The sequence below is a fragment of the Pseudomonas baltica genome (assembly GCF_031880315.1).
GTDB lineage: Bacteria > Pseudomonadota > Gammaproteobacteria > Pseudomonadales > Pseudomonadaceae > Aquipseudomonas.
Genome location: NZ_CP134771.1, coordinates 5541699 through 5558826, shown reverse-complemented (window position 1 = coordinate 5558826; position 17128 = coordinate 5541699). Strand labels below are relative to the sequence as shown.

The window sequence follows — 17128 nt, the reverse complement described above, 5'->3', positions numbered from 1 at the left end:
GGCAACCCAGGCCGGCGCATCGCACCAAACGGCAAGCGACCGGTCCTAGCAGGTGACGATCCCGTCCCCGGAGACCTGCCGACATGAAAATCAACCTGCGTCTATGCGCGGCCACTGCGTTGTTGTCACTGGCTGCGGCCACGAGTGCTCAGGCCGCGTCGCTGTCGATCGCCTCGACGTCCCTCGCCGATGGCAAGCCGATACCATTGACTTTTATCGGCGCCGAGGCCAACTGCGGCAGTGGCAAGGCCAGCACCCCGCAAGTCAGCTGGACCAATGTGCCCACGGGCACCCGCTCGATCGCAGCGCTGCTGTTCGATCCGGACGGCGCCAAGGGTTTGGGCGTTGCCCACTGGGTGGTCTACAACGTCGACCCTGCGCGGGGGCAGATTCGCCAAGGCGAAGCCGCCAGCAGCCTCGATGGCATCACCGTGGGCAACAACGTCGCCGGCGCAGCGGCCTACAAGGGGCTTTGCCCACCGGCCGGTGACAACCCTCATCACTACGTGCTCACGGTCATTGCCACCGATCTCGCGCCGGGCGCGTTGCCTGCCGGTCTCAGCCGCGAAGAGTTGCTGCTGCGGCTCAAGGGACATGGTTTGGCGGGCCAGAGCATCGTCGGGACTTACGGGCACTGATTGACTCAGCGCGCAAGGTGGGCTGCCGATTCGCCGGGTAAGCAGGCGCGCGCCCTATCTTGCTGACTCGTAATAACGGTTACCTGGATCGCCCTGAAGCACTTGCATCGAGTTTTCAAATCTGCGCCGCTTTTGCATTTCGGCGCGACAGATCTCACGGCAAGGGTTCCCCGGGTCGACACGGCAGTGTTAGTTTGCAAAACGTTTCTGATCAAAAGGTCAGTTACTTTCTCAAACCGCCCTGCAAAGGAATGCCTTTCACAATGGACTTTTCATTCAAGCACCTGGCCGCGACGACTCTGGTGCTCGCCAGCCTGTCGAGCTTTACTACTGCTGCTCAAGCCAACATCACGGCACAACAAAGTCAGGAAATCCTGAAGACGTTTACCGACGTACCGGTCACGGATTTCAGGCAATTTCTGGATCGACTGGCAAAAAGCGCAGCAATCAGTGCCTTTCTCGATAAAAAGACGCTGTCCGCCGAACAGCAAAACGAAATCGATCGCTTGCTGGGCATCTATACGCGGATCAAATACGCCAGCGCGGCGACCGAAACCCTGCGTGAACTGGTGGCCATCCCAACCTTCCGTGTCGATGGCGTCGCCCAGCATGAAAACCCCGAGTTCATCAAGTTCGCCGACAAGATCAAGAGCCTCGCCCAGAGCTTCAATCTCGACTTTCGCAACATCGACAACCGGGTCTATGAAATATCCCTCCAAGGCGCCGGTAATGAAGTGGTGGGCATTCACGCCCATGCCGATGTAGTGCCAGTAACGCCTGAAAACTGGGTACTTGAAGACGGCACTCGGCTGGACCCGTTCAAGGTCACGCAGATCGGCGACCGCATGTATGGCCGCGGCACCGAAGACGACAAGAACGGCATCGTGGTTGCCCTCTACGCCATGAAAACAATCAAGGAAGAGAAACTGCCGCTGGCCAGGAACTTCAAGTTGTTGATAGACACCACCGAAGAAACCACCGGCGACGCCATCCCTTACTACTTCGCGCGCAACCCCACCCCGCAATACAACCTGGCGCTGGATGGCGGTTACCCGGTGGTGATCGCCGAAAAAGGCTATGGCACCGTCATGGCCACGTTCGCGCGGCGTGACGCCGAGGGCAAGGGCGCGGAAATTACGGCTGTCACGGGTGGTCGAGCCACCAATCAGATCCCATCGAAATCGGTCGCCACGCTGCTGACGGACAAGCCGGCTGAACTGGCGGCCAGCCTGCAAAAGGCCGGCACCGCTTATGCGAAGCACAATGGTGGCAACTTCGAAGTAACTGCCGAGGTGGTCGGCAAGGACGTCAAACTGACGGTCACCGGTGTTTCCGCTCACTCCTCCGAGCCCCAGGCTGGGGTCAACCCGGTGGCGAGGATGCTGGATTTCATCAACAGCCTGCAGGGCAATATCGCGCTCAAGCACAATGAAATCACCGACGCCGCACGCTACGCCGCCGACAACTGGGGCTTGGACTATCTCGGTGGAAAGTTGGGCGTTGGTTTTTCAGATGCGTTCATGGGCCCGCTCACTGCTTCGCTGACCTATGTCGCCCAGGACGATAAATCTTTCAAACTTGCGGTCAACCTGCGTATTCCAAAGGGCAAGTCTCCAGAAGTACTGAAATCGCAAATCGCTGACAAGTTGGCGGCCTGGAGCAAGAAAACCCACATTGCACCCGCCTTCGACTATTCCGTTGCCGAGCCGATGTATCGCAACCCTGAAGGTGAATGGGTCAAGGCCTTGTTGGCCGTGGCCACTGAAAACCTGGGCATGGCGCATAAGTTCGGGACTTCAGCCGGCGTCACATCAGTGCATGAACTGCCCAATGGCGTGCAGTTCGGCCTCGCCAGACCTGAAGTCAAATACACCGGCCACACCGACAACGAGTTCAAGACGACAGAGCAGTTCCTGCTGGACTTGCAGATCGTGACCGAAATGATGGGGCGCATCGGGCAGTTGCCCAAGCTTTGAGCTTTGATCCTAGCCTGCACCTGCAGTGCAGGCTAGGCTGCCCAGGGCTCAGAGATCAGTCACCGTCGTCCCCGCGATGCTCTGCGCAAATCCACCCCCGAACACCCGCGCCGGGGTCGCAAAACCGAGCTGCCGCTCTCCCGCCAGTACGCGGCGCGCGGCTTCGATAGCGGCCAGTGGCGTGTAGGAATAACCATTCACTGTTTCGATCACCGATCGGGCGACCGTGCCTTGCGCCCCAGTGACTTCGACCACTGCGCGCGCCCGGTGCGTGTCCCTTTCTTGCGCCGTAGGACCATCAGGTAGCTGCGATAGATCGCCTTGAGGAAATGCATCACCGGCGATATGCACGAACATCGCAATGTTGGGGATCCCGGTCGAATGCCAGGCGGTCACCAGATCGCCGAATGACAGCGGTACGCACAGCACCGGCCCTTCGCCGAAATCAAAGTGCCGAGGCGCCGCATCAGGGGTCGCAATCAGTTCGCCCTGCACCCTGGCGAGCACCCCTGCGCCGATGATTTCGCTGACGCTTTTGGCCGACCCTCGGGACATGGAACCAGGGACCTGAAGCGCGATCTGCAACGCCACCGGATGGTCCACCCGCTGCGCTACATGCACTGCCAGGCTGTCGGTCGGCACCACGTCCCAGCCGACGCCCGGCAAGAGCATCACACCGGACTCAGCCGCTTGCGCACCCAATCGCTCGGCCAGGCGGTACATGTTGATCTCGGCGGTAATGTCCAGATAATCGACACCCGCCTTGATACAAGCGCACATCAACGCGTCTGCCGTTTGCGCGAATGGCCCGGCGAAGTTCAGCAACACCGAGATGCCCGATAGCGATGCTGACGCCTGCAAATCGGTAGCGAACACCCGAAAAGGAACGCCCAGTACCTCGGCGAATGCGGCCAAGCTCGGGCGATCACGCCCAGCGATTTCGAAGTCGAGCCCTAGTGCCTTGGCGTGTTGTGCGGCCATACGCCCTGTATAACCGGTGGCGCCGTAAATCAGCAGTGTGCTCATGGGATGTGGTGCTCCGTGGTGGTTGAAACAGGCCCCCACAGTACTCGCCGGCCTGCACGCAAACGCAGCCGTTCCTGCGTCATACCTGCCCGTTTCTGCTTTTCGCTTGCGCGATGCCTCCTCCTGCCATCAACATCCACCTTCTGATGACCCGTCGTCTCAACAAATGACCAGCCGAGCACCAACGCCATGAATCGCCAAAAAAAGTTAAAGCAGTTGTTCAAGGCCAAGGCCAAAAAGGCCAGCGCCAAACTGGCACCGGCGAACAAGAATACCTACATCAGCAAGGCGGATCGGCTGAAGCTGGCTGCCGAGGCTGATCAAGCACCCGTCGCGCCCCCCGAGAGCTGATCGGTGCCGCCCCAAGCCCGGACGCCCTTCTGCGCGCAATCCGAAACGCTGGGCTTGATCGGGCGCACCGGCCCGCCGCGCTTCAGCCGCACAAAGACGCAATGCAGGGCGACACAAACAAGTTGCCTCGATAGGCACCCTTGGCCGTTTTAGCGGCGACCACCGCCCACATCGCTGCCAACATCACGACGAAAATCACCCCAAGGACATCAAACAACGCCAGGTGCAGCATGGCCCCCAGCTTGAGCGTGGTCACTGCGTACACTCCTAGCGGGAAGGTAAAGCCCCACCACCCCAGGTTGAACGGAATACCGGCTTTGGCATATCGCGCGGTGATCAGCGCGGCCAGCAGCATCCACCACAGGCCCAGGCCCCAGAACAGGATGCCGGCGATCATCCCGATGCCGGCCGCGACCTCACCGATACCGGCCATGCCGTGCGCGGCGAAAATCGTCGGTGCATCGTGACCCAAGAGCAACATGCCCAAGGCGCCCGTGCCGATCGGCCCCAGCGACAACCAGCTCGACGCTGCCATGTTGGCAGGCGGCAATTTATGCAAGGCCAGACGCAGCACGAGGATCACCAGAATGCTCAGCGCCACTGGCACCGAATACGCCCACAACACGTAGCTGGTAATCAGCATATTGAATTGCGCACTAGCGTCACTCAGATGCGGCGCAATGACGCCACCACTCGCGGCGGCCACTTCCGCCGCCACGACCGGCAACAGCCACACCGCAGTCATCTGGTCGATGCTGTGCTCCTGACGCGTGAACATCATGAACGGGATCAGCACGCCGCACGCCAGCGCCAGGGCCACATCCAGCCACCAAAGCGCGTGTGCCCAGGCGATGACGGGCAGCCCCCACTGTGGCAGACCATACTGCACCAGGCCGTTGACAAGGGTTGCCAGGCCCATCGGAATGGTGCCGAAAAACATCGAAACGGTGGAATGCCCGAAAATCTGCTTGGCCTCGTTGAAAAACAGGATCCAGCGGGCGGTGTACAGCGCGGCAAAGACCACGAACAGCACGATATTGAATAACCAAAGGGCCTTGCCGAGCTGCGTCAACGCCTCGAACTGCCCGGGCAACTGACCCAGCGCCAGTGCCAGGATGCCCGTGCCCATGGTGGCCGCGAACCAATTGGGCGTAAATTGCCTGATGGCCTCTTTCGGATTCGAAAGTGCCGCCAGCGGTTGGCCGCCGTGCATGCTCCTGGCCAAGCTTGGGTCGCGCATAGTGCCTCCTGGATCGGTCCGATGGTTCGGTGGTCGCAGCATAGGCACGGGTTATTAATAGGTAAAACGGGTAGTATTTCTATCGCTTATCCATTTAGCAGATATAGCTCGACGGCAATCGCCCGAATACCGCGACAACTCGACAGACACCCGATGTCGCCAACGCCGTTCGCCCGCAATCACCGCCAGGTTGGAATGATGGACAGCACCAGCAGCGCCGCCATGGACAGGTTGAACCAGCGCCAATGGCGCGGAGTGCGGAGCATGCGCGCAAGCAAAACGCCCAGCGCACACCACAGGGTCAACGATACCGAGGCGGCGATGCCGAACGACAACCCCAGCAGCACCGCCAGCGCACCTGGCTACCGGCCAAAGGGGTGAAGGCTGCGGCAGCGCTGACCGCCATGGCCCAGCTTTTGGGATTCAACAGCAGCAGCGGTATGGCCCTGAACAGCCCTAGCGGCTGGCCCAATTGCGCGCCCGAAGCCGGCGCGCCGCTTCGCGCGATACGCCAGGCCAGCCACAGTAGATAGCCAGACCCGAGCGACTTGACCACAACCTGCAGACTTGGCCGCTGCGCAATCAGATTGCCGAGCCCCAATGCAGCGATCCCCGCAACGAATGCCAGGCTCACGGCGATGCCGAAGATCAACGGCAAGGATCGACCCAAGCCAAATCTCGCGCCCGACGCCGTGGCCAGAGAGGTTGCGCCTCCGGGTGAAAAGGTCGAGGCGACCACAAACATAAACAGCGGTAGAAATATCATCGGCGCTCTATCCAGGCAGGCAATACCGGGCAAAGTACCGATGGTCTCTGGATTAGAAAATCGAATATATTTAATCCTTGGCATTACATACCCTAATTCGAACATGAACCGAAACCTCGATCTCGGCCTCATCCGCACCTTCGTGGCCGTCGCCGACCACGGCAGCATGACAGCCGCTGCCAACCTGCTTTTCATGACGCAGGGCGCCGTGAGCCAGCAGATAAAGCGACTCGAGGACGTTCTTGGGTGGCAGCTGCTCATTCGCAAACCACGCCAGCTGGAGTTATCCCAGCAAGGCGAAGTGTTTCTGGTCAAGGCACGTCAGCTGCTGGAGCTCAACGACGAAATTTGGGCGGATACCGTTGATGGGCCGGTACGCGGACACTTGCGGCTCGGCGCGCCTCCCGACCTGATCACCTCGCTGGCACCGGCCATGAAGGCCTTCTGTGAGGCCTATCCTCAGGTCGAACTGTCGCTGAGCTGCGCGCCGTCTCCGGAACTTGACGAAGCTGTCGACCAAGGTCATTTGGATGTCGCGCTCATCGAGTACCTGGCCAGTAACGCGCGCGGGACCGTCATCCGGATCGACCCCTTGGTCTGGGTGGGCAGCCCCACCAGCGATGTATGGAAAACCCGGCCGCTCCCGCTGTCGCTGGTAGATGAGCGCTGCGCTTTTCGCCCATTGGTGCTGGGGGCTTTAGCGAAAGAAGGGATTGCGTGGCGAACGGTGTTCGAGAATGGCAGTTTCGACGCCACCGCCTCGACCGTTCGGGTTGGGCTCGCGGTCACCGCCTGGCTGGCGTCGACTGTGCCCGATGACCTGGAAATGCTCTCGGCCCGGGCGGGGCTTCCTGCGCTCCCGACCTTTGCCATCTGCCTGCGATTACCCGCCACCGTGCAGCCCGTAGTCGAGGCATTTACTCAGTATTTGCTGCAGACAATGGCCCCTGATACGGCGGTGTCGATCAACGCGTAAAGCGGGTGATATCGCTCACCGCAAGAACATGATGCAGCATCACCCCCCGCTCAAACGAGGTAGCCGCCCGCCACTTCGATGCTCTGCCCATTGATCCAGGCGCCCTCTTGCGACAGCAGCATGGCGATGACCCGCGCCACGTCCTCTGGCTCACCGACTCGGCCCAGTGCGGTCTGCCCCGCCAGCATTGCCTCGAACTCGTCGTTGAGGCCCCCGCCCAACTCGGTCCGAATCGCGCCCGGAGACACCGCATTGGCGCGAATACGCCGCTCACCAAACTCCTTGGCCATGTAGCGTGTGAGCACTTCCAGGCCGCCCTTGAATGCCGCGTAAGGCGCCACTCCGGCGGTGGCCACTCGGGTAGTGGCGCTGGTCAGGTTGACGATACTGGCGTTTTCACTCAGCAGTGGCAGCAGTGTTTGAGTGAGGAAGAACGGCCCCTTGAGGTGCACCCCGAACAGCCCGTCGAACTGCGCCTCGCTGACCGACGCCAAGGGCTCGAACAATCCGTAGCCCGCATTGTTGACCAGCCCGGCGAGATGGCTGACGCCCCAGGTTTGCTGCAGGGTCGATACCACCGATTCGCGAAAGGCGGCAAAGCTGCCGACGTCGGCGACATCGAGTTTGAGCGCCACCGCCCTGCCGCCCGCTTGCTCGATGCGCTCTACCACGGTGGCGGCGGCGTCTGGCTGCGCCTTGTAAGTCAGGATGACGCCCATGCCGCGCCGGGCAATATGCTCCGCTGCGCTTGCGCCGATGCCTCGGCTGCCGCCAGTAATAACGATAACGCCCATAACCAGACTCCACTGTCGATCGAATGAGTGTCCACAGTAGTCATCCGCACCACCAGGGGCGCAGCCATTACTGCTGCAAATCTGCCCGTTTCTGCTTTTCGCTTGCATTGCACCTGATGGCGCCGCCAGGATGCTTGCCATGAACGATCAACTGAACGAACTGCGCACCCTGGCCGCCAAGGCCGAAAACCGCCGCACCGAGACGGGGATCCCGCGCGTCGCCATGGTCCAGGGCAAGATTCCCGCGCACCTGCTGGCGGCAGTCTACGAGCCGATGATCAACCTGATCCTGCAGGGCAGCAAAACCATGACCGTGGGCGATCGCACGCTGCGGTACGATCCGGCGACCTATTTCGTCATGTCCATCGAGCTGCCGGCGGTGGGCACCGTGCACCCGGCGGCGACCGGCGAGCCGTATCTGGCCGTCAGCCTGACGCTCGATCCCACCGTGCTGACCACCTTGCTGGCGGACCTGCCCAAACCTGCCGGGCGGTACGACAACGACCCCGGCTTTTCGGTCGCTGCGGTCACACCCGAGTTGATGGATGCCTGGGTGCGCATGCTGCGCTTGATGAACGATCCCCAAGCCATCACCGCCCTCGCGCCGGTGTACGAGCGCGAGATCCTCTATCGCGTGCTGCAAGGCCCGCATGGCTGGATGCTGCGCGAAATCGCCGCGCCGGATACCACCATGGCGCGGGTCAACCTGGCCATTCAGTGGATCCGCCGCGACTTTGCCGAAACCTTGCGCGTCGAGGCGCTGGCGCAGCGGGCGGCGATGAGCGTCTCGGCATTTCATCGTCACTTCAAAGCGGTGACCACGCTGAGCCCGCTGCAGTATCAGAAGCGCGTGCGCTTGCTCCAGGCGCGGACACTGATGGTGGCCAGCGCCAAGAGCGTCACGGCGGCGGCGTTCGAGGTGGGCTATGAAAGCGCTACCCAATTCAGCCGCGATTACGCGAGGGTATTCGGGCTGCCGCCGTCAAAGGATGCCGGAAGAATCCTCGGCGAAATGACTGCGCCCAGAACCCGCTGATCGCCCCCGACATTTGCCACCCACTGCCTGAGCAGGCAACATTACTCGCCAGTACTTTTCGTATTTCCCGTATCGACAGCAACGGCAACAAGGCTCAGGTAACCCCATGCAAAAACAACAACAAGAATCCATCCAACCGATGACCAAGGGTGAAAAGACCCACCTGCGCCTGCGCGCCATCGCTGCGTCGGAGTTTGCCCAGCGGGGGTTTCACAACACCAAGGTCAGCGACATCGTGTTCGCCAGCGGGCTCAGCCAGCCGACCTTCTACAACTACTTCGAGAGCAAGGAAGCAGCCTACGAAGAACTGGTGGGCGAGTTTCGCAGGCGCCTCGAAGCCCTGACCAAAACGCTGCTGATCGAAACCTCCATGAGCCAGCAGGACCTGCTGGAAAGCGTCGGTGCCAGCTTTCTGAAGTTTCTGGATTTCCTCGCCGAGGACGCCGACCTGACTCAGATCGGCTTCTTCCAACCGCCGGGCTGCACCGCGACCAAAGCCGGGCTGGCGTCCTGGATCGCCCGCAATATCGCCAAGGAGCAAGCCATCGGGCTGTTTCGCGCGGACATCTCCTCCACCCAGATCGGCAAGTGTTTCGTCGGCATGATCGACCAGATGGCGAGGGATCCAATGACGCCACAAGAGCGTGCAGCCGTCGCCCGAGGCTGCGCCCTGCTGCTCTGCGATGGCCTGTGGCTGCGTGCTTGAGCGGTTTGCGACGCTTGAAATCTGAGTTAAAAGCCATTTGAAAACTGGGTTACTGACGAGTACCCTGACAGCAATAACTTACTCGTCAATAGGTTTTAGGATGAAATCACAACTGCTCGCCCTGTCGGCGGGAGCCTTTGCCATCGGCGTCACCGAGTTCGCGCCCATGGGCCTGCTGCCCTCGATCGCCCAAGGCGTGGACGCGTCCATTCCGGCCACCGGCATGCTGATCAGCGCTTACGCGCTCGGTGTCATGATTGGCGCACCTTTGATTACCCTGCTGCTCAGTTCCGCACGCCGACGCTCGGCACTGGTGGGGCTGATGGTGTTGTTTACCGTGGGCAACTTGCTGTCGGCCATCGCGCCGGGCTATTACACCTTGCTGGCCGCCCGGGTGGTCACCAGCCTGTCCCACGGCGCCTTCTTCGGCCTCGGCGCCATCGTCGCCGCGAGCCTGGTACCGAAGGAAAAACGCGCCTCCGCCGTGTCGATCATGTTCATGGGGCTCACCGTGGCCAATATCGGCGGCGTACCAGCGGCCACCTGGCTGGGCCATGCCATCGGTTGGCGGATGGCGTTCGTGGCGATTTCGGTGCTGGGCCTGATCGCCGGGCTTTCGCTGTTCCTGACCCTGCCCCGTGGCGAGTCCCATCCGCGCCCGCACGTGGGCAACGAGCTGCGCGTGCTGGTCAAGCCAGCGGTGCTTAACGCCTTGATGACCACGGCATTCGCTGCAGGCTCGATGTTCACCCTGTACACCTACGTCGCCGCGGTGCTGCAAAACATCACCCACGCCACCCCCGCCTTCGTCACCGCGATGCTGGTGACCATCGGCATCGGCTTTACCCTGGGCAACGCCATCAGCGGCAAGCTGGCGGACCGCTCGCTCAAGGGCACGCTGATTGGTTTCCTCAGCCTGCTGGCCGTGATCAGCTTTATCTTTCCGCTGGTCGCCACCACCGGCCCAGGCGCGACCATCGCTCTGTTGCTATGGGGCGCTGCCACTTTCGGCGTGTCGGCGCCGGTGCAGACGCGGGTCATGCAAGAAGCCCACGACGCACCGGCACTGGCCTCGTCGGTCAATATCGGCGCGTTCAACCTGGGCAATGCCCTGGGCGCGGCGGCAGGCGGTGCGGCCCTCAGCCTGGGCCTGGGCTACACCGCGATCGCGCCGGTCGGTGGCGTCATGGCGTTGCTGGCTTTGGCGCTGGTGCTGATGTCCAAACGTTCAGCGTCGAGCGAAGCGGTACAACTGGCGAGCTGACCCAGCACGTTCACCCGGCCCACCGGTGATATCCCTGCTCGGCAAGGCGCGAGCGGGGTTCTCTATCTGACCAATGGCTGATCGCCATGAATCGTTTCCGTAGAGATGTCCCTCCCTACCTGAGATGATGCGGCCTGTTTTTTCGCGATAGGTCGGATGCTGGCGATGGTTCTGTCATGAGTACAAGCGTAGATCTGCCCGTGGGCGGCGGCGTGATGGGTCACAAGATCCGTCACGCCGATTGGTCCGAGACCTCTCTAGGCCCGCGCGCAGCGTGGCCGTTGACGCTCAAGACGACACTTGGCTTGCTTCTCAATTCGCCAGAGCCGATGTACCTGGTGTGGGGCGCTGATCAGCTGTTTTTCTGTAACGACGCCTACCGCGCCTTGTTTGCGGCCATCGCTGATACGGGTCTGGGGCAGCCGATGTCCTCGGTCTGGGGGGCGGTCTGGAGCGAGCTTTCCGGCTGGGTCGAAAAAGCCCTTCAGGGCGAAGGCAGTCGCGTCGAACGCCATCCCGTACGCCTGCTTCGCGAAGGCGTGATGACCCCCACCTTCTGGACATTCTCCCTCTCACCGATACACGGCGAGAGTGGCCACGTGGATGGCATTGTCTGCCAGGTCAAAGAAACCACGCAGGAAATCCTGACCCTCAAGCGCCTGGATGATAACGAGGCGTTCACCGACCGCGTCCTGGCCAGCATCAATGACTGCATCAAGGTGCTGGATCTTGACGGTCGACTGACCTTCATGAGCGAGGGTGGCCAGCGGATCATGGAAGTCAGTGACTTCAACGCGATCAAAGGCTGCCCTTGGCCGGACTTTTGGCAGGACGAAGGCCATCACGAGGCCAAGGCTGCGGTGCAGCAGGCCTTGGCGGGCGGCCACGCCAGCTTCATGGGTAGTGCACACACCCTGGCCGGCAACCTCAAATGGTGGCATGTGCAGGTCAGCCCTATTCTGGGCCGCGACGGCAAGCCTGAAAAACTGCTGAGCGTCTCCCGCGACATGACCCAGCTGCGCGACGCGGAGGACGCACTGCGTGAGATCAACGAGGCGCTCGAACGTGACGTGATCGAACGCACCAAAGACCGAGATCGGATCTGGCGACTGTCGGCGGATCTCATGCTTGTCGCGCGAATTGACGGCACCATCTCGGCAGTGAACCCCGCTTGGGGGCCAGTGCTGGGGCTGAACGAAGAAGAGCTTCTGGGCGAAGGGCTGCTGTCGCTCGTCCACCCGGATGATATTGCAGAGACGGCCCGCGCCATCGCCGAGCTGAGCAAGGGCCATAGTGTTCCTTCGTTCAAGAATCGCTTCCGACATACCGACGGTCACTACAAGCTGATCTCCTGGACCGCTGTGCCGGATGAGGAATTCATTCATGCGGTCGGGCGCGACATGCAATCTGAAGAGGAAGCCAATGCGGCGCTCAGAGCTTCAGAGGAAGCTCTTCGCCAATCGCAGAAACTCGAAGCCATCGGCCAACTCACCGGCGGCGTTGCCCACGACTTCAACAACCTGCTGACTGTCATCAAGTCGTGCGCTGACCTGCTCAAGACCTCTTCCTTGCCTGACGCTCGGCGCAGCAAATATGTAGCGGCGATTTCAGACACGGTAGATCGCGCCGCCAAGCTCACCAATCAGTTGCTGGCATTCGCCCGCCGCCAATCGCTGAAGCCAGAAGTGTTCGACGTGGGCAAAAGTGTCGCCCGAGTCGGCGAAATGCTCGATGCCTTGACCGGCTCCCGTATCCAGGTAGACATCGATGCCCCCATGGATGCGTGCTTCATCAACGCCGACGAGAGCCAGTTCGACACCGCGATCGTGAACCTGGTGGTCAATGCACGTGATGCCATGAACGGCGTTGGCAATTTGGCGATACAGGTGAGCCGCACCTCATCCATACCCTCTGTCCGCGCCCATGCTCAGCGTACGGGTGACTTCGTGGTCGTCTCCATCACTGATTCCGGCAGCGGCATCAGTCCAGAGGATCTGGGCCGAATCTTTGAACCCTTCTACACCACCAAAGGCATTGGCAAGGGCACAGGGCTGGGGCTGTCGCAGGTTTTCGGCTTTGCCAAGCAATCTGGCGGTGAGGTCTTGGTCCAAAGCACGCTGGGGAGCGGGTCGAGCTTCAGTATCTACCTCCCTGAAACGCAACGTCACGAGCAGGTCGCGGAGCATGACGACGAAGCGGCTCACGCGCTAGGCCATGGCCTTTGCGTCCTGGTGGTGGAGGATCACGAGGAAATCGGGCGGTTCACGGAACAGACCCTCAAAGACTTCGGTTATGAGGTGCTTTGGGTTTCGAATGCCGAGGAGGCACTCGGCGTGCTCGCGACCAACCCTGCGAATTTCCACGTGGTGTTTTCGGACATCTCCATGCCGGGCATGAGTGGAATCGCCTTGTATGGAACAATCGAAAAGCTCTACCCGTGGTTGCCGGTCGTGCTCACCACCGGCTATAGCCAGGAGTTTGCCGACCTGTCGCAGACGACTGCCGGGCAATTCGACCTGTTGCAGAAACCCTACTCCATCGATGCGCTTTCAAGACTGCTTCAGAAAGTCGCTACTCGACACTTGCAATGACCGCGGTTGGTGTTCAGGGCGTCACATCGTGTGCTGCTCTTTTCACAACGCCTCCCTGAGTTCCCATGACCCGCTCGTTTGAAATAGAAATAGCGCAAAACACGGACATCCCCGAGCTGCTCGACTTCGTGTTCAACGCTCGGCAAAAGATGTTCCCCAAACTTCATGGCACTGGCTGTATTTTAATCACAAACTTCCCAGTCTGGCGTTGATACCCGCCCGGCGGGCTAGTTCAATCCTATCCCGTATCGGGCCAGCTAACGTTCATATCGTTGTTTGATCCAGTTCACGCGCCGCTACTTCCCGAGTTGAAGCTGCATGATGACCGTGCGCTCGGCGCCATGAAATTCATCGCGTATTGCCACGAAGCCTAACGAGGCATAAAAGTCTTGCGCGGTGATCGATGACGGTACACGCAAGACGTCCACACCTGCACTTGCAGCACTCGATTGAATAACCGCCATGAGCTGGCGGCCAATACCGATTCGCTGATGCTTTGGTTCCACGAAGACGCTACGTACAACATCGTCATCCAAACTGGCCGTTGCGATAACGCTGAGGCCCACAGTCCCTACATAGACCTGGCGTTGGGTCATCAACGAACGAATGGCTTGCACGGTAAAACCGCGCTCGACTGCGGCGATCACATCGGCGGGGTAATCCTTTGAGTTGGATTCACGCAAAGCAGCGATAATGACACGATTGATAGCTACGGCGTCCTCGTCTGTTGCGAGGCGAATCTGGCACTGCATAGAGCGTCCTCAACCTGATGGTCCAATTACAATAGACGACAGGACATCCGCTGAAGCCCAACTGCCGTGCTCCCTGTTTGACGGTCAATCCCAGCCCCACCCCACGTGGGATTCAGAAAACGCTGATGCAGCCGTTACAGAGAAGCGTCTCAACAACGCTGCATTCTCCTATCGAATCAACCGCGCTATACCAGACCATGATCGATCTACTAGGTGCTCTCCTCGAATTTTTAGGCCTTCTGGACTCCGCCGCTCAAAAAGACGGACCACCGACCTGGGTGCGGCGTCATCGCAAGCTTATCCGGATGGTGTACAACGTTGCCCTGTTCGCGGTGTGCCTGATGGGCTTTTTGGCGTTGCTCTATTGGATCAGCGGGCTAGGCACCTGAACGAGCCCCATGAAAGACAGGACACCGTTCCCCCCTTAAGATAAGGGATAGGCAAACGGGTATGTATATGACTAACAGCAACGATAAGGGTGGCGAGTTGCTCGGCCAGGAACGCCGGCGCCGCTGGAGTACCGAGCAGAAGTTGGCCATGGTTCGCGAGAGCCTTGAACCCGGACAAAGTGTGTCCGTGGTGGCTCGACGCAACGGCATCAACGCCAACCAGCTGTTCCTGTGGCGCAAGCTGTATCAGGACGGAAGCTTGTCGGCGGTCAGTGCTGGCGAGGCCGTTGTACCTGCGTCGGAACTGACCGACGCGCTCAAGCAGATCCGCGAATTACAACGGATGCTGGGCAAGAAGACGATGGAAGCCGAAGTCCTCAAAGAGGCCGTGGAGATCGCCCGGTCGCGAAAATGGATTGCGCACTCACCCTTGTTGCCGGGGGACGACCAGTGAAACTGGTCAGCGAATGTCTCGGTGTGTCGCGCTCGCAATTAACGGTTCGGATCAAGCAATCGGTATCGCCCAAAGTACGGCGACGTCGGCTCGTGAACGATACGGAGTTGGTCGCTGAGGTTAAGCGGCAAGTCAGCGAGTTGCCGAGCTATGGCTACCGTCGTGTTTGGGGGTTGCTGCGCCGCGAGCGTGAAGCCCAGTCACTGGCCCCGATCAATGTGAAGCGGGTTTACCGCGTCATGCGCGATCACAATCTGCTGCTGGAACGCCGCATCAAACAGCCAGGCGTGCAGCGCCGGCATGAAGGCAGGATTGCCGTTACGACCAGCGATACGCGCTGGTGCTCGGACGGCTTCGAGTTTCGCTGCGACGACGGTGCGAAGTTGAGCGTGACTTTTGCCCTGGACTGCTGTGACCGCGAAGCCATCAGCTGGGTCGCCAGCCCGACGGGCTACAGCGGTGACGACATCCGAGACTTGATGCTGGAAAGCGTGGAGAAGCGATTTGGCGATCAACTACCGAGCACGTCCGTCCAATGGTTGAGCGATAACGGTTCGGCCTATATCGCCGAGCAGACGCGTCTGTTTGCTCGCCAGATCGGCTTGCAGCCGGTGACCACACCGGTACGCAGCCCGCAAAGTAACGGCATGGCAGAGAGCTTCGTGAAGACGATCAAGCGTGATTACGTGGCGCACATGCCCAAGCCGGATCGAGAAACAGCGCTGCGCAATCTGACGATTGCCTTCGAGCATTACAACGAGCAGCATCCGCACAGCGCTTTGAAATATCGGTCGCCGCGAGAATTTAGGCGTTTGGCAGCAGCATCAATTTAACGGGGAGTTGGTGTCCGGTCTGGTAGGGGCAAGTCCAGCACCACAGGCCGTTGGGTGGTAATTGCGATAGTGGGTATACAACTGGCCGGTTTGTTCGCGCTTTTGAGCCAAAGGGGTAAGGGGTAAGGGGTAAGGGGTAAGGGCGTGTATCACGATCGTGCGCTCGGCGCCAAGAAGCGTTTCATTGTTTGATACTCTTCGATACTGATCCCCCCCTCCCGGTAATCACTGCACCGACGACGAAGCGCGTGCACGACATCAAATCAAGGAGCCCCCACCCATGACCAAGGCAAGTGTTCGAATCATCGAGCAACATCTGCTTTCGGATAACTGGTACGTGCTGAAAAAGATCGAATTCGAGCAGCAGCGCAAGGACGGTACTTGGCAGACACAAACCCGTGAAGTGTACGACCGGGGCAATGGCGCCACGATCGGGCTCTACAACCTGGCGAAGCGCACCGTCATTCTTACCCGGCAGTTTCGCCTCCCCGCCTTCGTCAACGACCACGACGGTTACTTGATCGAAACCGCAGCCGGGTTGCTCGACAACGCCAGCCCCGAAGAGCGAATCCGGCTCGAGGCCGAGGAAGAAACCGGCTATCGAGTCAAATCCGTGCGCAAGGTGTATGAGGCGTTCATGAGCCCCGGCTCGGTCACTGAGCGCCTGCATTTTTTTATCGGGGAATACCATCCCGAAGACCGTATCAGCGCGGGCGGTGGCCTGGCCGAAGAAGGCGAGGACATCGAGGTGCTGGAGTTGCCCTTCGAGCAAGCGCTGGCGATGATCGATGACGGGCGGATCATGGACGGCAAAACCATCATCCTCCTGCAACATCTCAAACTACTCATGCCACCCTCGCGTCCTCTGATAATCCTGGTGGCCGGCCCCTGCCCCTTTCACCCCGGTGATGATCCCGCTGCAATGGCCGTCAATCTGCAGGCCATGCAACGCTGCGCCCAAGCCCTCTTGCAGGCGGGCCACCTGCCGGTCGTTGCCCAGTGGCTGGCATTACCCTCGGAGCAACTGGCGGGGTCCCGTGAGGTAGGCGATGAGGTGTATCAGGCGCATTTTCAGGAGTACGCGAAAATGCTTTTACAGCGTTGCGACGGAGTATTGCGTGTGGAGGGCCCGTCCGAGGACGCGGACTCGATAGTAGAACTGGCCCGGCAGCGGGGGGTGGCAGTCTATCGCGATCTGAACGAGATTCCCGCTGTTCACGAGCGCCAATAGGGATGATCGCCAATAGCAGCAATCTCAAGATAACGATGGCAATGCATTCGACGCTCTACAGCCATTGGTCGAAGTACACTAGCCTTTTTGCCAGCGAGGCCCCTT

General features: G+C 60.3%; 17 protein-coding genes. 11 read left to right on the top strand and 6 right to left on the bottom strand.

Annotated features, from left to right (window positions below; all coding sequences use genetic code 11):
- Positions 1-89: 89 nt before the first annotated feature.
- Complete coding sequence (locus REH34_RS25265) at positions 90-638, top strand: YbhB/YbcL family Raf kinase inhibitor-like protein (RefSeq protein ID WP_409373351.1); 549 nt, start codon at positions 90-92, stop codon at positions 636-638.
- 263 nt (positions 639-901) lie between these two features.
- Positions 902-2614 carry a dipeptidase gene (locus REH34_RS25260; protein WP_311969573.1) on the top strand — a complete coding sequence of 571 codons (1713 nt, stop codon included), beginning with the start codon at positions 902-904 and terminating at the stop codon, positions 2612-2614.
- Between the two features lie 48 nt (positions 2615-2662).
- Here REH34_RS25260 and REH34_RS25255 read toward each other — a convergent pair whose 3' ends face one another.
- Entirely contained in the window at positions 2663-3640 is a 978-nt protein-coding gene (locus REH34_RS25255) for a saccharopine dehydrogenase NADP-binding domain-containing protein (RefSeq protein ID WP_311969572.1), read from the bottom strand.
- 189 nt (positions 3641-3829) lie between these two features.
- Here REH34_RS25255 and REH34_RS25250 point away from each other — a divergent pair, with 189 nt between their 5' ends.
- Entirely contained in the window at positions 3830-3991 is a 162-nt protein-coding gene (locus REH34_RS25250; RefSeq protein ID WP_226506119.1) for a DUF2986 domain-containing protein, read from the top strand.
- A gap of 82 nt (positions 3992-4073) precedes the next feature.
- Here REH34_RS25250 and REH34_RS25245 read toward each other — a convergent pair whose 3' ends face one another.
- From REH34_RS25245 to REH34_RS30375, 3 genes are all read right to left on the bottom strand, one after another.
- Positions 4074-5231, bottom strand: coding sequence for a TDT family transporter (locus REH34_RS25245; protein ID WP_409373176.1), 1158 nt, complete (start codon positions 5229-5231; stop codon positions 4074-4076).
- 179 nt (positions 5232-5410) lie between these two features.
- The gene (locus REH34_RS25240; RefSeq protein ID WP_311969571.1) at positions 5411-5578 is read right to left on the bottom strand and encodes a hypothetical protein; all 168 of its coding nucleotides are present in this window, start codon (positions 5576-5578) and stop codon (positions 5411-5413) included.
- Complete coding sequence (locus tag REH34_RS30375) at positions 5533-5976, bottom strand: LysE family translocator (RefSeq protein ID WP_409373175.1); 444 nt, start codon at positions 5974-5976, stop codon at positions 5533-5535. Before REH34_RS30375 ends, REH34_RS25240 begins: the two co-directional genes overlap by 46 nt.
- Between REH34_RS30375 and REH34_RS25235 the strand changes: the two genes are divergently transcribed.
- Complete coding sequence (locus REH34_RS25235; protein ID WP_311969570.1) at positions 5870-6973, top strand: LysR substrate-binding domain-containing protein; 1104 nt, start codon at positions 5870-5872, stop codon at positions 6971-6973. The genes REH34_RS30375 and REH34_RS25235 overlap by 107 nt on opposite strands.
- Positions 6974-7023: 50 nt before the next feature.
- Here REH34_RS25235 and REH34_RS25230 read toward each other — a convergent pair whose 3' ends face one another.
- Positions 7024-7767, bottom strand: a complete 744-nt coding sequence (locus tag REH34_RS25230) for an SDR family oxidoreductase (protein WP_311969569.1) — start codon at positions 7765-7767, stop codon at positions 7024-7026.
- A 139-nt stretch (positions 7768-7906) separates the two neighbouring features.
- Between REH34_RS25230 and REH34_RS25225 the strand changes: the two genes are divergently transcribed.
- The 4 genes from REH34_RS25225 (at position 7907) to REH34_RS25210 (ending at position 13364) form a co-directional block, all read left to right on the top strand.
- Complete coding sequence (locus tag REH34_RS25225; RefSeq protein ID WP_311969568.1) at positions 7907-8803, top strand: AraC family transcriptional regulator; 897 nt, start codon at positions 7907-7909, stop codon at positions 8801-8803.
- Between the two features lie 106 nt (positions 8804-8909).
- On the top strand, positions 8910-9509 hold the full coding sequence (locus REH34_RS25220) for a helix-turn-helix domain-containing protein (RefSeq protein ID WP_311969567.1): 600 nt from the start codon (positions 8910-8912) through the stop codon (positions 9507-9509).
- 100 nt (positions 9510-9609) lie between these two features.
- Complete coding sequence (locus REH34_RS25215; RefSeq protein ID WP_311969566.1) at positions 9610-10773, top strand: MFS transporter; 1164 nt, start codon at positions 9610-9612, stop codon at positions 10771-10773.
- A gap of 215 nt (positions 10774-10988) precedes the next feature.
- Positions 10989-13364: a PAS domain-containing protein gene (locus REH34_RS25210; RefSeq protein WP_311972157.1), complete on the top strand. Its 2376-nt coding sequence runs from the start codon at positions 10989-10991 to the stop codon at positions 13362-13364.
- A gap of 296 nt (positions 13365-13660) precedes the next feature.
- On the opposite strand, the gene REH34_RS25205 is transcribed toward REH34_RS25210, so the two are convergent.
- Positions 13661-14116, bottom strand: coding sequence for a GNAT family N-acetyltransferase (locus tag REH34_RS25205; RefSeq protein ID WP_311969565.1), 456 nt, complete (start codon positions 14114-14116; stop codon positions 13661-13663).
- Between the two features lie 125 nt (positions 14117-14241).
- On the opposite strand from REH34_RS25205, the gene REH34_RS25200 reads away from it, so the two are divergent.
- From REH34_RS25200 to REH34_RS25190, 3 genes are all read left to right on the top strand, one after another.
- Positions 14242-14505, top strand: a complete 264-nt coding sequence (locus REH34_RS25200) for a hypothetical protein (RefSeq protein WP_311969564.1) — start codon at positions 14242-14244, stop codon at positions 14503-14505.
- A 67-nt stretch (positions 14506-14572) separates the two neighbouring features.
- Positions 14573-15792, top strand: a protein-coding gene (locus REH34_RS25195; protein ID WP_311969563.1) for an IS3 family transposase whose coding sequence is annotated in 2 segments (ribosomal slippage) — positions 14573-14918 and positions 14918-15792 — 1221 coding nt in all. Because the reading frame shifts where the segments join, the coding sequence is not laid out codon by codon here.
- A gap of 280 nt (positions 15793-16072) precedes the next feature.
- Positions 16073-17023, top strand: coding sequence for an ADP-ribose pyrophosphatase (locus REH34_RS25190; protein ID WP_311969562.1), 951 nt, complete (start codon positions 16073-16075; stop codon positions 17021-17023).
- Positions 17024-17128 lie beyond the last annotated feature (105 nt).

Bases quoted from the DNA above. Each gene is read 5' to 3' on its own strand.
- REH34_RS25260 (WP_311969573.1), top strand. From the start codon at position 902: ATGGACTTTTCATTCAAGCACCTGGCCGCGACGACTCTGGTGCTCGCC.
- REH34_RS25255 (WP_311969572.1), bottom strand. From the start codon at position 3,640: ATGAGCACACTGCTGATTTACGGCGCCACCGGTTATACAGGGCGTATG.
- REH34_RS25250 (WP_226506119.1), top strand. From the start codon at position 3,830: ATGAATCGCCAAAAAAAGTTAAAGCAGTTGTTCAAGGCCAAGGCCAAA.
- REH34_RS25245 (WP_409373176.1), bottom strand. From the start codon at position 5,231: ATGCGCGACCCAAGCTTGGCCAGGAGCATGCACGGCGGCCAACCGCTG.
- REH34_RS25235 (WP_311969570.1), top strand. From the start codon at position 5,870: ATGCCGAAGATCAACGGCAAGGATCGACCCAAGCCAAATCTCGCGCCC.
- REH34_RS30375 (WP_409373175.1), bottom strand. From the start codon at position 5,976: ATGTTTGTGGTCGCCTCGACCTTTTCACCCGGAGGCGCAACCTCTCTG.
- REH34_RS25230 (WP_311969569.1), bottom strand. From the start codon at position 7,767: ATGGGCGTTATCGTTATTACTGGCGGCAGCCGAGGCATCGGCGCAAGC.
- REH34_RS25225 (WP_311969568.1), top strand. From the start codon at position 7,907: ATGAACGATCAACTGAACGAACTGCGCACCCTGGCCGCCAAGGCCGAA.
- REH34_RS25220 (WP_311969567.1), top strand. From the start codon at position 8,910: ATGCAAAAACAACAACAAGAATCCATCCAACCGATGACCAAGGGTGAA.
- REH34_RS25215 (WP_311969566.1), top strand. From the start codon at position 9,610: ATGAAATCACAACTGCTCGCCCTGTCGGCGGGAGCCTTTGCCATCGGC.
- REH34_RS25210 (WP_311972157.1), top strand. From the start codon at position 10,989: ATGGGTCACAAGATCCGTCACGCCGATTGGTCCGAGACCTCTCTAGGC.
- REH34_RS25205 (WP_311969565.1), bottom strand. From the start codon at position 14,116: ATGCAGTGCCAGATTCGCCTCGCAACAGACGAGGACGCCGTAGCTATC.
- REH34_RS25200 (WP_311969564.1), top strand. From the start codon at position 14,242: ATGCAGCCGTTACAGAGAAGCGTCTCAACAACGCTGCATTCTCCTATC.
- REH34_RS25190 (WP_311969562.1), top strand. From the start codon at position 16,073: ATGACCAAGGCAAGTGTTCGAATCATCGAGCAACATCTGCTTTCGGAT.